This window comes from uncultured Granulicatella sp. (genome assembly GCF_963528315.1).
Lineage (GTDB): Bacteria > Bacillota > Bacilli > Lactobacillales > Aerococcaceae > Granulicatella.
This window is the reverse complement of sequence record NZ_CAURVV010000001.1, coordinates 31,864-46,716: the sequence shown is the minus strand read 5'-3', so window position 1 is coordinate 46,716 and position 14,853 is coordinate 31,864. Positions and strand designations below refer to the sequence as shown.

At 33.1% G+C, this 14,853-nt stretch carries 14 protein-coding genes and 1 tRNA gene; 6 read left to right on the top strand and 9 right to left on the bottom strand.

Annotated elements, in window-relative coordinates:
- Window positions 1-255: 255 nt before the first annotated feature.
- Entirely contained in the window at window positions 256-1,632 is a 1,377-nt protein-coding gene (locus RYK07_RS00210; protein ID WP_314851849.1) for an aspartate kinase, read from the bottom strand.
- A gap of 240 nt (window positions 1,633-1,872) precedes the next feature.
- Between RYK07_RS00210 and RYK07_RS00205 the strand changes: the two genes are divergently transcribed.
- The 3 genes from RYK07_RS00205 to RYK07_RS00195 all read left to right on the top strand — a co-directional run bounded on the left by RYK07_RS00205 (window position 1,873) and on the right by RYK07_RS00195 (window position 3,828).
- Complete coding sequence (locus RYK07_RS00205) at window positions 1,873-2,250, top strand: VOC family protein (RefSeq protein WP_314680770.1); 378 nt, start codon at window positions 1,873-1,875, stop codon at window positions 2,248-2,250.
- 21 nt (window positions 2,251-2,271) lie between these two features.
- Window positions 2,272-2,664 carry a cytidine deaminase gene (cdd, locus tag RYK07_RS00200; RefSeq protein ID WP_314851848.1) on the top strand — a complete coding sequence of 131 codons (393 nt, stop codon included), beginning with the start codon at window positions 2,272-2,274 and terminating at the stop codon, window positions 2,662-2,664.
- Between the two features lie 336 nt (window positions 2,665-3,000).
- Window positions 3,001-3,828: a zinc ribbon domain-containing protein gene (locus RYK07_RS00195; protein ID WP_314851847.1), complete on the top strand. Its 828-nt coding sequence runs from the start codon at window positions 3,001-3,003 to the stop codon at window positions 3,826-3,828.
- Window positions 3,829-3,875: 47 nt separating this feature from the next.
- Here RYK07_RS00195 and RYK07_RS00190 read toward each other — a convergent pair whose 3' ends face one another.
- The 4 genes from RYK07_RS00190 to trkA form a co-directional block, all read right to left on the bottom strand.
- Complete coding sequence (locus tag RYK07_RS00190) at window positions 3,876-4,817, bottom strand: DUF1002 domain-containing protein (RefSeq protein ID WP_314851846.1); 942 nt, start codon at window positions 4,815-4,817, stop codon at window positions 3,876-3,878.
- 115 nt (window positions 4,818-4,932) lie between these two features.
- The gene (locus RYK07_RS00185; protein WP_314851844.1) at window positions 4,933-5,850 is read right to left on the bottom strand and encodes a DMT family transporter; all 918 of its coding nucleotides are present in this window, start codon (window positions 5,848-5,850) and stop codon (window positions 4,933-4,935) included.
- Between the two features lie 11 nt (window positions 5,851-5,861).
- Window positions 5,862-7,328 carry a TrkH family potassium uptake protein gene (locus RYK07_RS00180; protein WP_314851843.1) on the bottom strand — a complete coding sequence of 489 codons (1,467 nt, stop codon included), beginning with the start codon at window positions 7,326-7,328 and terminating at the stop codon, window positions 5,862-5,864.
- Window positions 7,329-7,340: 12 nt separating this feature from the next.
- Window positions 7,341-8,693, bottom strand: a complete 1,353-nt coding sequence (gene trkA / locus RYK07_RS00175; protein WP_314851842.1) for a Trk system potassium transporter TrkA — start codon at window positions 8,691-8,693, stop codon at window positions 7,341-7,343.
- A 130-nt stretch (window positions 8,694-8,823) separates the two neighbouring features.
- Here trkA and RYK07_RS00170 point away from each other — a divergent pair, with 130 nt between their 5' ends.
- Complete coding sequence (locus RYK07_RS00170) at window positions 8,824-9,270, top strand: SprT family protein (RefSeq protein WP_314851841.1); 447 nt, start codon at window positions 8,824-8,826, stop codon at window positions 9,268-9,270.
- Between the two features lie 62 nt (window positions 9,271-9,332).
- Window positions 9,333-9,415, top strand: a tRNA-Leu gene (locus RYK07_RS00165).
- Window positions 9,416-9,596: 181 nt separating this feature from the next.
- On the opposite strand, the gene RYK07_RS00160 is transcribed toward RYK07_RS00165, so the two are convergent.
- The 3 genes from RYK07_RS00160 to gorA all read right to left on the bottom strand — a co-directional run bounded on the left by RYK07_RS00160 (window position 9,597) and on the right by gorA (window position 12,295).
- On the bottom strand, window positions 9,597-9,977 hold the full coding sequence (locus RYK07_RS00160) for a VOC family protein (protein WP_314851840.1): 381 nt from the start codon (window positions 9,975-9,977) through the stop codon (window positions 9,597-9,599).
- A gap of 138 nt (window positions 9,978-10,115) precedes the next feature.
- Entirely contained in the window at window positions 10,116-10,817 is a 702-nt protein-coding gene (locus RYK07_RS00155) for a YjjG family noncanonical pyrimidine nucleotidase (protein ID WP_314851839.1), read from the bottom strand.
- 128 nt (window positions 10,818-10,945) lie between these two features.
- Window positions 10,946-12,295, bottom strand: a complete 1,350-nt coding sequence (gorA, locus tag RYK07_RS00150) for a glutathione-disulfide reductase (RefSeq protein ID WP_314851838.1) — start codon at window positions 12,293-12,295, stop codon at window positions 10,946-10,948.
- Window positions 12,296-12,524: 229 nt separating this feature from the next.
- Between gorA and RYK07_RS00145 the strand changes: the two genes are divergently transcribed.
- Window positions 12,525-13,721: an O-antigen ligase gene (locus RYK07_RS00145; protein ID WP_314851836.1), complete on the top strand. Its 1,197-nt coding sequence runs from the start codon at window positions 12,525-12,527 to the stop codon at window positions 13,719-13,721.
- An 86-nt stretch (window positions 13,722-13,807) separates the two neighbouring features.
- Here the strand turns inward: RYK07_RS00145 and RYK07_RS00140 are convergent, their stop codons facing one another.
- A complete protein-coding gene (locus tag RYK07_RS00140; RefSeq protein WP_314851835.1) occupies window positions 13,808-14,695 on the bottom strand; it encodes a PD-(D/E)XK nuclease family transposase in 888 nt (295 codons plus the stop codon).
- Window positions 14,696-14,853: the final 158 nt, after the last annotated feature.

The following is a 14,853-nucleotide window of genomic DNA, read 5'->3' as shown; positions in this document are numbered from 1 at the left end:
GCTGTCTCATTGCTAAATTTCGAGCCTAAGGTCTCGAAATTTCCTGTACTAGAAGCCACTCGGCTTCTAGTACTTTTGCTACTATTATGAGTCATTTATTTTTATTTACAAAAGTATTAATACCCTTAGAAGTCAATCACAATCTGAAAAATAAAAAATACTTTCCAATGTAGCGTGAGTATGAGACTCGCTTTGCGAGGCTGCTACCGTCCATTGCTACATTAGAAAGTCATATATAATTTATTGTTTAATTTACTATTTATCCAAAACTTCGTATTCTACTTCTTCACCAAAGAACTCGTCATATAATGCTTGAATGGCACGTTGTTCGTACTCTTCTCTAATACCAAACATCATAGAAACTTCGGATACCCCTTGGTTGTATAATTCAATATTAATTTGTTCACGGGCTAATGTGCTAGCAACACGAGCAGTTGTACCAACCATGCTAACCATTCCTTCACCTACTAACATAATTAAACATAATCCACGTTCATAGTACGCTTCATCCGCATTTAATTCTGCTTTCAGACGATAAACAATACGATCTAATACTTCATCAGTCGCATCTTCTCCACGAATAATAATTGTTGCATCATCAATCCCTGTTGGAATATGTTCTACACTTACTCCTTCATCTTCGAATAATTGTAATGTTTTTCTTAAAAATCCAATTTCATGATTCATTAAATATTTTTGAATATAAACACTAACGAAACCTGATGAACTTGCAATACCAGAAATAATAGAAGGAGAGTTGACTTTCCCTTTCATAATATAAGTTCCTTTTGCAGAAGGATTATTCGTATTACATACATGAACTGGAATTCCTTTTTTAATGGCTGGTAATAACGCTTCAGTATGGAACACTGAAAATCCTGCATAAGATAACTCACGCATTTCTGTATACGATAACACATCGATTCCAAGGGGTTTATGAACTAGTTTTGGACTTGCTACAAAGATTGCATCCACATCTGTAAAGTTTTCATACTCTTCAGCTGAAACTGCATTCGCTAAAATTGACCCTGTAATATCTGATCCACCTCGAGAGAATGTCACAACTTTTCCATCTTTTGTAACTCCAAAGAATCCTGGGAATACAATAATATCTTTTTCTAATTGTAAGTATTCTAATTCTTTATACGCTTCTTCTAATACTTGAGCATTTCCTGGAGTATCGCTAACGAATAAATTCGCTTCTTTAGGGCTAATATATTTTGCTGGTAAGCCTTCTTTTGTAAAGTAGTCTGCAATTAATTTTGCATTATTGTCTTCTCCACTTGCTTTATACGCATCAATTAAATAAGCAGGTTCTAATGTACTTTCTTTTAACTCTGCAAAATGTTGACGAATTTTATCCATTACATCTGAGTTTAATTGTAATTCATCATAAATTTCTTGATAACGTTCTAAAATTACTTCTAAAATAGCTTCATTGTATTGTCCTTCAATATGAGAAGTCGCTAATTGAATTAATAAGTCCGTTACTTTCTCATCGTCTGAATGACGTTTCCCTGGTGCAGATACAACGACAATTCTTCTGTCACTATCTGCTTGTACAATTTGAAATACTTTTTTAATTTGTTGACTGTTGGCTAATGAACTTCCGCCAAATTTAATTACTTTCACTTTGACACCTCATTTAGATGATTCTTTTCATAATGGTAACAGAATAGCAAATTCTTTTTTGAACTGCAATTATTTTTACTCGATTTTCATCAAAAAGTGTATTTATTTTATATACAAGTGTTTACATTTTAGGTTACACATCATATTTTACTCTGCACACCTTTAAGTTGCATATTTCTTGCAATAAAGCCTATAATCCATTATGCTAGTAAGACAAAAACAATAAAAGGAGAGACCACTATGCCAAAAATGTTACACACTTGTGTTCGTGTTAAAAACTTAGAAGAGAGTTTAGCTTTCTACCAAGAAGCATTTGGATTTAAAGAAACTCGTCGTAAAGATTTCCCAGAACACAAATTTACAATCGTTTATTTAGCTTTTGAAGGTGACGATTACGAATTAGAATTAACGTATAATTATGGACATCCAGGATACGAAATCGGAGATGGTTACGGTCATATTGCGATTAGTAGCGCTGATTTAGAAGGATTACATGCTGAACATGTAGCTAAAGGCTATGATGTAACAGAATTAAAAGGTCTACCTGGAAATCCAGCAAACTACTATTTTGTAAAAGATCCAGATGGATACAAAATCGAAATTATTCGTGAAAAATAATCCCATTTAAGGAGAACTTTTATGAAACCTGAAGAATTATATGTACATGCAAAAAACGCATTGGAACATTCATACTGTCCCTACTCTAACTTCCCAGTAGGTTGTGCAATTTTATATAAAGATGGAACAGTGATTACTGGAGTTAATGTGGAAAATGTTTCTTTTGGAGCAACAAACTGTGCAGAACGTACAGCTTTATTCACTGGAATAACAAAAGGCTATCAAAAAGAAGATGTGGAAATGCTTGTTGTAGCTGGTAAAACAGATTACTTCTTACCTCCATGTTGCTTATGCCGTCAAGTATTAGTAGAACTATGCCCTGCTGATACACCAATTTACCTTTCTAATAATAAAGGGGAATTAAAAGAAACGATTTTACGTGATTTAGTTCCACTAGCATTTACTGAAATGTAATCAACTTAGCACCTTTTAAGGTGCTTTTTATATTGAAAATTTTTGGATGTTTAATATTTTTGCGTGACAGCAACTCTCTTGTCTGTTATAATATTATCTATGCGATGAGGCGACAAGCAGACAAAGAAGTCTGCTAAGTCAAGTGGAACAGATGTGCTTGCACACTACCGGATGTAGCTGTTTGTTCATGTGTGATGTGAACACCATGACACATATATTATGTATATGCCACTATAAAAGGATTAGAGATTTCTAGTCCTTTTTCTTTTGTCCACTTGCATTCTATGATACAATACAACAGAGATAATCAATTATGATTGATAAAGGAGAATTTACGTGAAACAATGCCCTTTCTGCCACGAATTAATCGATGAGAAAGAAACATTATGTCCTTTCTGTGGCACTATTCAAGAAGAACAATTAGATGAAAATTCAACAACGATTCAAACATCTTTATTTGATGAAGAAAATAAAAATACTCAACCAAATCCTGTAGAAAACAGAAGTGATCAAGAATATCGTATTAAAAATAACCAAGCCATTTATTCAAGTTTTTGGAGAAGAATTACTCGTTTCTTTAGCTTTTTCTTTGGAAAACTAATCCACCCAACGAACAATTATTCAAGAAAACGTCAAAACAGTCGATTATTTGGTTACATTATGATTATTGTATCGACGTTATTATCAGCTTATATTACTACTCACGGTATTCGAGCTGTTTTGTCTCAATATCAATTACTAGCGGATATTTCCATTTTACCTAGCTTAACAGTAACACCAAATTATATTTTAGTTTTCTTAAAACTACTATTATTCTATGCGGTATTTTATTTTGGATTCCCAGTCATTGCTTTTGGTGTGAAACATATTTTCTTAAAACGACAACATGTATTCCATTATTGGTTAACACAATATGAATCTATGAATGCTCTAGCGATTATTTTATTAGTCATTACAGCATTTATGACATTTGTATCTCCAATTGCGTTATTAGTCGTTATTTTATTCTTCTTTACATTACATTTGTTTACATTTATCGTAACGTTTGTAATTTCAATTGCTCAAGAACAAAATGATACTCGTTTAGATACGCCATACATCGCTTTAATTGGTTTATGTATTCAATTAATTATTGTTCTAAGTTTATTATTTATTTTATTTTAAACAGTAAAAAGTCCATAGATTCGCTCTATGGACTTTTTTGTTGCACTCTATTTTGAACTAAAAATAGCATTAAATATTTCTTTAAAAAATGCCACGATTTTATCCAACCAACCTTCACGATTCGCTTGATCTACTAATTGACCAATCTTTCCTTTTACTGTATTGGATAATGAATTTAATTGTTCTAAGACTTGTTTGGAATCAATCGCACTTGTTTGTTGATAACTTAAGGCAAACTGAATAATATTATTCACTTGAGTTGGACTAATGACTTTATCTAATCCATATTTTTTCAATGCTTCGTTAACAATTCTTTCAACATCTTCTTTTGTAGCTACTTGACCTTGTTTTTCTTTAATTTCAGCAAGAGATTTCTTAATATCAATCATAGCCTGGTCTAATTTTGCAGCATCAAAGCCTTTTTCTTTCGATTGTTCTTGAGCAATTTGATTGGTTAATTCTAATTCTTGTTGTGCAACGGCTGTACGTTTTCCGTCTAATACAACACCATTTGCTTCAAAAGCTTTATATACACCTGTTAAAGCAGATTCACCAGTTACTTTCGAGACAGCCGCTACTTCAATTTCTGCATCAGCTACCCCTGCTGTAATGGCAGCATTAGCATATTGTTCAGAAGTAACAAGCGTAATATTTTTCGGAGTAGCAATATGAACTTTTACCCCTTCTCCTTTATTTCTCTTTTGAACCATCACCGATGAAATCATTACTGAAGTATTTGCTTCTCCTGCACCTAAATACTTCACTAAATCTTCTCCTGTAGCTTTTGTTGTTGTAACTGTATTTTCATCTTTAATTCCTAGTAATTTAGATGTTTCTTTAATTTGTTGATCATTTAATCCTCCACCATAAACAACGGTTGGTTTCCCCCATTTCTCATTAATGGCTGTTGTATCAATTGCATAAACTTGCTGAGAAACAAGTCCTAATAGCATCGTAGCCACCACTATAGGGCGAACTATTTTTTTCATGTCATTAACCTCCTTTGACTTTTCTATCTTACTCTATTTCTTTGAAAAATTGTGGAGATTTTTATTAAGAATTTACTAAAAATACCTCTGCGAATCTACTTCACAGAGGTATAGGCTAATGGTTTATTTTCATATGTTTTTCTTGCAATTGTTCTTTCATTGTAATGAGATAAACGGCTATTAAGATTAGTACGATTCCCACAACATCTATTACTTGAAATATTTCTCCTAATAAAATGATCGAGAAAAATACCGAAGAAATTGGTTCAGCAGAAGCCAATAAACTCCCTTGAACAGGTCCAATGAGTGAAACTCCTTCTAAATACAATGTATAGGCAAAAATAGTTCCTATCCCAATAATACCAATAAATGCAAATAAAGTGTAAGGTTTCCATTGAATCGTATATTGCCAACTAGCACTTCCGATATAAAATAAAATTCCACCAGATAATAGTCCTAATCCTGTTACAACTAAACTTCCCCATTGCTGAATTAATTTACCTGGCAACAAAGTATATAATACATAGGTAAATGCAGAAATAATTCCCCAAAATAATCCTGCTGGACTAAGGGATAAGTTAAATGGATTCCCATGAGTTGCAATAACAAACGTACCAACTAACGCACAAAATATTGCAACAAATTCCATTACCGTTGGTACTGTCTTCTCTTTTATACTCACATAAATGACAATTAAAATCGGACAAGTATATTGCAGTACAGTCGCCGTTCCCGCATTGGACGTATGAATGGCAAATAAATACGTTAATTGACATAACATCAATCCAAAAATTCCAAAGAACAACATTCTTCCCATTATTTTGGGAGACTTCACTACTTCACGAAATTGTTTTGGTTGTTTCCAAAATGCAAATAAAGTTAAAACTAAACCTGCAATCATCATTCGTAATGCTGTTAAATAAATAGGAGAAACTGCTGAATCATTCATCAAATATTGACCACAGGCTCCAGATAATCCCCACGAAATGGCTCCAATTAATGTGTAAATTCTTCCCTTTACTAATTGATTCAAAACGATCCCCCCTATTTTTCAGAAATGAAGAACGCTCCTAGTGAAGTGGTAGAGAATAATAAAATCATTGGATAAATCTCTAAACGTCCAGCAATCATTCCAAGAGATAATAAAATCGTATTAAAATCAGAATACATAGAGAAATTACTTGTTGGTCCCACTTCTCCTAAACCAGGACCAATATTATTAAAAGTCGCTGCAACACTTGAAAATGCTGTTAAAAAGTCAGGTGCTTCAATAGAAACAGAAATTAACAATACCAAAAATACAGCCACGTATACTAATAAGTAATTCGCAATTCCACTCGACATTTTATCGTCAACTACTTTTCCGTTAAACTTCGACATAATCACTCGACGTGGTTGTCCCATTTTTTTAATTTCTGCGATGGCATTTTTGAAATAAATTACGACACGAGAAACTTTAATTCCCCCAGCAGTAGAACCAGCACATCCACCAATAAACATTAACAGTAATAACACTACTTGAGGAAATACACCCCACAACCCAAAATCAGCTGTAGAATATCCAGTTGTTGTAATAATCGATGAAACTGTGAAGAATACACTTCTGAATGGAACATCCAATTGTGATTGAACGATACTTAATGAAGCAAAAATAGCGACAGATGCAAATGCAATAATTCCAATATAAGAACGTCCTTCTTCATCCGTCAATACTTCTCGAATCGATCCTAATAATAAGAAATAATATAAGTTAAAGTTCACACCGAATAGCATCATCCCAACACCGATAATCCACTCAACCATCTCAGGATTTTGATAAATGGCAAATCCTGCATTGTTAATCGCAAATCCACCAGTTCCAGCAGTCCCGAATGATAATAATAAGGCATCAAATAACGGAACTTTAACAAGCATCAAAATAATGACTAATATCGCAGTCATCACTAAATAAATTGCATATAAAATTCTGGCAGTTTTTGCTAATTTTGATACTAATTTTCCAAAAACTGGTCCGGGAACTTCTGCACGCATCAACTGGACGGAATCAGATCCTGTACTTGGTAAAATCGCTAACGCAAATACTAGAACTCCCATTCCACCAACTAAATGGGTAAAGCTGCGCCAAAATAAGGAAGAATATCCTAAAATAGACAAATCACTTAAAATACTTGATCCAGTTGTTGTAAAACCACTTGCCGTCTCAAAAAATGCATCTGCTACATTAGGAATCTCTCCTGCAAATACAAATGGTAAACCACCAAAAAATGATAATAATATCCAACTTAACGCTACCGTTACAATTCCGTCTCGTGGCATGATTTTCATATTTTTAGGCTTTGCTAGTGTACAAAGTGTCCCGATAACTACTAACAAAGCAATCGTTCCAGCATAACTTAACAGTTGATGGAGGCTTTCACGATAAATCAAACTAACGATTAATGGTAGAAGTAATAATAAAGCTTCTACTTGTAAAATTTTTCCTACCAAATAACATACTGTTCTTCTTTGCAAAATCATCAACTCCTATTCCAAAATATCGATAATATCATCGAAGTTTTTCTGAGTTGTTACGACGATTACTCTATCATGTGGTTCTAATTGGTCATTTCCATCCGGATAAATTAATTTTTCCCCACGAACGATAAAGGCAATTAATAAATTCGATTTTGTTTTTAATTTTGATAAAGGAATGCCACAAACACGACTATTTCTTTCAATACGGAATTGTAATGCTTCTACTTGATTATCGGCTACACGATATAAGGCCTCTACATTTGATCCTTTTGTATTCGCACGAGCACGAACAAATTGAACAATTTCATTCGCAACAATTTGTTTTGGCGTAATAATAGATTGTGGGTCGACATTTTTTAATACTTTTAAAATACCAGTACGGCTCATTTTAGTAATAACTTTTCGAACTCCACGGTGTTTAGCAAATACTGATAAAATTAAGTTTTCTTCGTCAATTCCTGTTAATGAAACGAAGGCATCATAATTTGTCAACATTTCTTCTTCCAATACATCATGATCTGTTCCATCTGCATGAATGATTGTTGCATTTGGAAATTGTTCACTTAAGAATTTCGCACGTTCTTCATTGACTTCAATCAGTTTTGGATGGATTTTAGTCGTTTTTAACATATCTAATAAATAGTAAGCAATTTTTCCTCCACCAACAATTAAACTAGAACGGACTTGTTTGGTAATATAATTTGTAATTTTTAAGAAGGTAGAAATATCTTCATATGCTCCTGTGATATGGATACGGTCACCTTTTTGAATAAAAGAATCCCCACTTGGAATAAATACTTCAGAATCACGTTGAATTGCACAAACTAAAATAGTTCCGAATCGATTTCTGAAGTCTTTCAAGCTTAATCCAATTAATGGTGAATGGTCTTGAATTTCCAACTCAATCAGACTTACGCGATTACTTGCAAAACTTTCCACACTTAAAGCAGATGGATATTTAAAAATTTTAAAAATATCACGTGCTGCTGATAATTCCGGATTAATTAATAAGGAAATTCCTAAACTTTCTCTAACAAAATTCAATTGTTGAGAATATTCTGGATTTCGAACACGAGCTACTGTATATTCCGCTCCAATTTGTTTTGCTAAAATGGCTGCAATAATATTAATTTCATCCATTTCTGATACAGCAAGAAAGATATCTGCATTCGCAACTCCTGCTTCTTGTTGAATATCATAACTTGCGCCGTTTCCAACAATTCCCATGATATCAAATTTATTCATCATTCTTTCTACAATGACTGGGTTTTTATCAATTAAAACAATATCATTTGCTTCTGAAGTTAGTTCACGGCAAAGTACTTCGCCGACCTTACCTCCACCAACAATTACTATTTTCACACATTTTCCTCCAGGTCTTTAAAATCTTCCGAGTGTCATTTTACTCTTATAATAGAAGAACGTCAATGAATTGCAATAATCTCCTCTCTTATATTACAATGGATACATTAAAATAAAGGAATGGATGTAAATGAAAGAATTAGGCTTACAACAATTATGTCAAGAAATTTCAAAAAAATACTTTCATAAAGAGTTTCGCCATCAAATCACTTATAATGCTCGTTTAAAATCAACTGGTGGACGTTATATTTTGAAAACAGGAAACATTGAGATTAATCCTAAAGTTGAAACGATTCTAGGTAAAGAAGTCTTAATTGGCGTTATTAAACATGAATTATGTCATTATCACTTACATCAAGAAGGAAAAGGTTATCGACACCAAGATAGAGATTTTAAAATGCTCTTACGAGAAGTTGAGGGGCTCCGTTTTGTAGAACGAATGGAACCTTATCGATACGTTTATTCTTGCAAGTCTTGCGGGGCTACTTTTCACCGTATGAGAAAAATTGATACCAATAAATTCCGTTGTGGTAGATGCCGTGGAAGTTTAGTATTGGATTCAAAGGAAAAGCCGTAAACCTTCATCGATTTTTAACACTTGCATTCTAAGGAAAACTTTGATACGATTACATACATTGAGCGGTCGTGGCGGAATGGCAGACGCGCTGTCTTGAGGGGGCAGTGGGTGTATACCTGTGCGGGTTCAAGTCCCGCCGGCCGCATAAAATATAGAAAAGGGATAAAATCATCGTTTCATAGAACGTGATTTTATCCCTTTTGTTTTGTAGTTTGATATTCTATCAGATGACTGATATAAGGATTTTCATAGTAACAGCAATGAGAGACCGCAGGGCTGCTGCCATCCTAATGCTACTATAGACAAATCCATTAAAAAATAAATTACTAATGATATACAATCTCAACTTTTATTCTATCAGGATCTTCAAAATATAATGCATAGTGATTTTTCCCACCAGCATATGGATATTTTTCATCATATAATAATTCTACATTCTCTTCTATCAATTGTTCTCTTATATTTGAAATAATCTTTTTATCAGAGCAAGAAAACGCCAGATGATTTAATCCTACATGACAACGATGGTAGTTAGTTGATTGATATTTTTCTTTGACTTGAACAAATACGATATAAAATTGTCCTTTTTTATAAGAAAATCCCTCTTCCCATTCTTGAAACAATTCAAATCCTAATTGAACTAAAAATTTAGAATAAAATAATTTTGTCTTCTGTAAATTACTTACATATAATTCAATATGATCCATTCTTATCCTCTCCCAAAAAATCCATTAACATTCTATACGTCCCTATATATATGACCGAACCCAAGGATTCTCATAGTAACAGCAATGAGACACCGCCAGGTGGCTGCTTGCGTCCTAATGCTACTATAACTAAATCCTTTAATAAATAAACTCTCTCAGTTCGGATAAATGCCCAATCTGATATGTTGGCTCTACAGCCAACAATTCCTCAGGTTCAGTTGGTCGTTCTGGATTTTCCATATACCAACAAGTATCCATTCCAACACGACTCGCTCCATAAATATCCGCCTTAAAACTATCCCCAATCATCAAGGCGTTCTCAATCGTCATTCCTTCAGTTTGCTCTACTACAGCTTCAAAAAACTCTTTACTTGGCTTACGATATCCCACTACTTCAGAAATAAATAACTTTTCAAAGAAGTTTTCTAAGCCAGCTGTTTTCAAACGTAGTAATTGAGTTTCTTCAATTCCATTTGTAGCTGCAACCATGACAAAGTCTTTCTTTAATTCATGAATAATGTCTAATGCTTCTGGCATCATCGTATTCGCTTCTGCTAAATAGTGACGGAATTTTTTCTCACAAACACTTCCATTTACCTGAATTCCATAATATGCAAACCAACGAACAAATCTTTCTTCATTCAAATAAGTTTGAGAAATCTCTCCTTGCTCATATTGTTCCCATAAGCCTTTATTCATTGTACGGTAAACTTCTAAAACTTCTGGAGTCCATTCTAATCCATCTTCTTGGCTAATACGAGATAAAGCATAGTCTTCTGCTCCCCAAAAATCAAAAATTGTATTATCTAAATCAAAAATTAAATATTGGTATTTTTTCACTTTTTTTCCTCCTAAAATCTTATGACAATTTATCATACACTCAATTCCTTCATTCTTCAACTAATATCATGTAAACAAAAAAGGATACCTTTGCCGAAACAAAAGCATCCTTATCTTTTAAATTGTTCTTATCTCATTGTTACAAATTCTTCTGAAGCTGTTGGGTGAATTGCTACTGTCGCATCAAAATCTGCTTTTGTAGCTCCCATTTTAAGCGCAACTGCGAAACCTTGAATCATTTCATCAACGCCTTCACCAATTCCGTGTAAGCCAATAATTTTTTCTTCTTCACCTAATGTAATTAATTTTAATTTTGTCATTTGACGGTGAACTGTAATGGCTGAATACATTCCTGCAAAGTTTGATTCATATACTTTAATATTTTCAGCACCATATTTTGCTTCCGCTTGTTCTTGACTTAAACCAATAGATCCAATCGCTGGATGAGAGAATACAACTGTTGGAATTAATTCATAATCCATTTTTGCATCTGTTTTTCCATTGAATAAACGTTCTGATAATGTTCTACCCGCTTTAACCGCTACTGGTGTTAATTCTTTTTCACCAGAAACATCCCCTAGTGCATAAATACCAGGTGTTGTAGTATTTTGATATTCATCTACTTGAATAAATCCACGTTCATTTAAAGCCACTCCTGCTGCTTCTAAATTTAATTGGCTAACATTCGCTTTACGTCCAACTGCCCAAATAACTTTTTGACTTGTATGAGTTGTACCATCTTCAAAATGAATTTGAATATCTCCATTGTCTAATTTTTCTAATTTTTGAGGAACTTTATGTGTATGTAATGGTTGACCATTTTTCTTCATTTCTTCCACTAACACTTCAACAATACCTTGGTCAAATCCTCTTAACGGTCCACCTTTACGAACGAATAAGTCAGTTTTTACTCCTAATCCATGTAAAACTCCTGCTAATTCAACAGCAATATATCCTGCACCAATAATTGATACTGATTCTGGTAATTCTTCCCATGCAAATACATCATCAGAAGTTCCACCAAGTTCACTACCTGGAACATTTGGAACAAAAGCATATGAACCTGTTGCGATGACAATATGTTTTGCACGAATCAGTTCACCATTTACTTCTACTGTATTTTTATCTACAAAACGAGCATATCCTTCAATATAGTCAATTCCATTTCTATTGAAGTTATTTGAAAATGCTTGACGTGAACGTTCAATATACGCTTGACGATTTTTTCTTAATTTTTTGAAATCAAATGAAGTTTCTCCAATTGTATATCCATAATCTGATGCATAATTTTTAAGTGTTTCTGAAACTAAAGCTCCATACCACATTACTTTTTTAGGAACACACCCAACATTTACACAAGTTCCCCCAATGATATTTCCTTCAATAACGGCTGCTTTTGCTCCATGCATGGCTGCACGATTCATCGTAGCACTACCGCCGCTTCCTCCACCAATTGCAATAATATCGTATTCTCTCATGTTTTTTCCCTCTTTCATCTTTATTTAAAATATCTATACGATTTAATTTACAAATATCATATCATTATCATAAGTTTTTTGTCTTCTATGTTGCTCACGTGCCTATGTTTTTTATGAGAAAAGTTATAATCTGCTTAAAAATGTTTCCCATTTCAATGAAAAATGGTAAAATAAGTCAGATATCATACCATTCATTTGAGAGCATTCTCATTTTTAGAAAGGAATTATTATGAAACTAATGTATATCCTTGATAAGATCAAGCGATTCCCAAACCAAGATTTGGCACTCTATTTAATGATTGTCAGCATCTTCTTGCCGTTTTACTTGTTTTTATCATTGTTCTTGTTTTATTTTATCCTGTTAATTTTCACAGGAAAAATGAAACGTATTTTAAGACAACTACTGAATTATCCCGTGTTATTAACGTTTATTACCTATAGCACAATTATCTCAGCAGTTAGTGGAAATTTACTAGGAGTTGCAGCTTCCATTTTATTTTTATGGTTTGCCATATTCTTTGTTTATTACCAGAAACGGATTAATCAAGACTTTTTCCACATTGTATTACAGACGATATTATTAGGAAGTATATTTGCAGCGCTATTTGCCTTTTTAGAACATTTTGAAATTGTTCATAAATTTAACTACGCATTTTTAGCACCAAATATGCAAGTCTGGCATCAAAATCGTGCTGAGGTTACATTCTTTAATCCAAATTATTACGGAATCATTTGTTGTTTCTGTATTATGATTGGTTTTTACCTTTTCACAACGACCAAAAATTGGAAATGGAAAGTCATCTGTATTATCGCTTGTTTTATCAATTTATTCGGATTGAACTTTACTCAAAATAGAACAGCTTTCCCAGCCATTATTTGCGGGGCTATTATCTATTTATTTACAACGATTAAAAGTTCTCGAGCATTTTGGTTAAGTGTTGGCGTCTTTATTATTGGACTATTCTTCCTATTTTCAAATGATATTGGAGTTCGAATGGGAACATTAGATTCGTCCATGGATGAACGTATTTCCATTTGGAATGCAGGATTCACGCTTTTCAAACAAAATCCATTTTTCGGTGAAGGGCCATTAACGTATATGCATAGCTATCAACGAATCGGTGCCATTTATCATGAACATGCACATAGTATCTATATTGATACGATTTTAAGTTATGGATATATTGGTACTTTATTATTAGCGATTGCTAGTATCAAACCTGTTCGTAGTTTGATTGAAATGAATCGTCAACCTCAAAAACGTCCAATTGTTGGATTATATGTTTCATTTTTAGTCGTTGTTGCGGTTCACGGAATTTTCGACTTAGCACTATTTTGGATTCAATCAGCTTTCATTTTCCTAGTTGTAATGTGCAGCATCCCAATGTGGGAAAGAAACGAAACGATTGACATACCGCATGAATAAAGAACGAATAAAAATTTTCTTTGCTTGTTTGACAAAAAAAGTTGTTACTCCTTATCTACTAATAAGGATGTAACAACTTTTTATTTTTATGATAAGTACGAAGTTAATTCTGATTCTGACATGTTTAATCTCTTTGCCCCACTTTCAATTGTGAGGATTCCATCTTTGATTAAGCTAACAATAGTTGTAATGGCACCTTCTGATATACCTTCCATTCTTGCTAGTTCTTTTTCTTCTGCGACATACTCTAAATGGGCATAGTAGCCATCTAATTTTCTTGTTCGATCATCATACATCGTTCGTTCCTCCTCTGTCCAGCCGGTTCGATTCATAATCATATCTGCTGTTTCTAGTATTGCCTCTGGATTTTGTGTATAAGGTTTGTTACCAAAAAACTCAATCCATCGAACTTTTCTATAATGTTTTATTTTAGTTGGATCATATTTATCTAATTCTAAAAATGCCATACGCATTAAGTTACGCTTTTCTTTGATTCCTTTAAAATATACTTTTAATTCTTCGTAAGAATCATCATCTCTTAAGCTAAATGAATGATACATTCGATCATCTTCAAAATATCGTTCCTGTGTAATCGCAATGGCATATACTGGAATCATTTCCTTTGCGAGATGATAGGTTTGTGTGCCATCTTTTTTATGCGTATTCATATTTTTAGAAACTTGTTCACATAAATATAAACACAAACGCTTGATAAAGTCAATTTGTAGAGCTAATTGTATTTCAATAATAATTTGTGTTTGATCATCCAATTCTGCCAAAACATCAATATGGGTGGAAAATGGAAATTCATCCAAATAAAACTCGTGTATTTGTGTACTTTCTAAAATTTTTACTTGTTCGACAGGTAAATCAAATATGTCTCGTATAAATTGCGTAGTAATTTCCGTATTACTAAATATCTTCTTTGCCATTAAATCCATCATTGGTCTTGCACCTTCAATTCTCTCTTTCATATAATTTCATCCTCTCTCTATTGTTTGAAAGTATCTTCCATTGACTTTTCACTAGAAATTACACTTCACTTATATATACGAAAAAAAGGCGGAAAAATATTTTTTTATTTAAAGAAAATTAAAGACACAGACAAAGAAAGTTCTTTCTTTCAACGTTA

Coding starts and splice junctions, on each gene's coding strand:
- RYK07_RS00205 (WP_314680770.1), top strand. CDS start 1,873: ATGCCAAAAATGTTACACACTTGTGTTCGTGTTAAAAACTTAGAAGAG.
- cdd (WP_314851848.1), top strand. CDS start 2,272: ATGAAACCTGAAGAATTATATGTACATGCAAAAAACGCATTGGAACAT.
- RYK07_RS00190 (WP_314851846.1), bottom strand. CDS start 4,817: ATGAAAAAAATAGTTCGCCCTATAGTGGTGGCTACGATGCTATTAGGA.
- RYK07_RS00170 (WP_314851841.1), top strand. CDS start 8,824: ATGAAAGAATTAGGCTTACAACAATTATGTCAAGAAATTTCAAAAAAA.
- RYK07_RS00160 (WP_314851840.1), bottom strand. CDS start 9,977: ATGGATCATATTGAATTATATGTAAGTAATTTACAGAAGACAAAATTA.
- gorA (WP_314851838.1), bottom strand. CDS start 12,295: ATGAGAGAATACGATATTATTGCAATTGGTGGAGGAAGCGGCGGTAGT.
- RYK07_RS00145 (WP_314851836.1), top strand. CDS start 12,525: ATGAAACTAATGTATATCCTTGATAAGATCAAGCGATTCCCAAACCAA.
- RYK07_RS00140 (WP_314851835.1), bottom strand. CDS start 14,695: ATGAAAGAGAGAATTGAAGGTGCAAGACCAATGATGGATTTAATGGCA.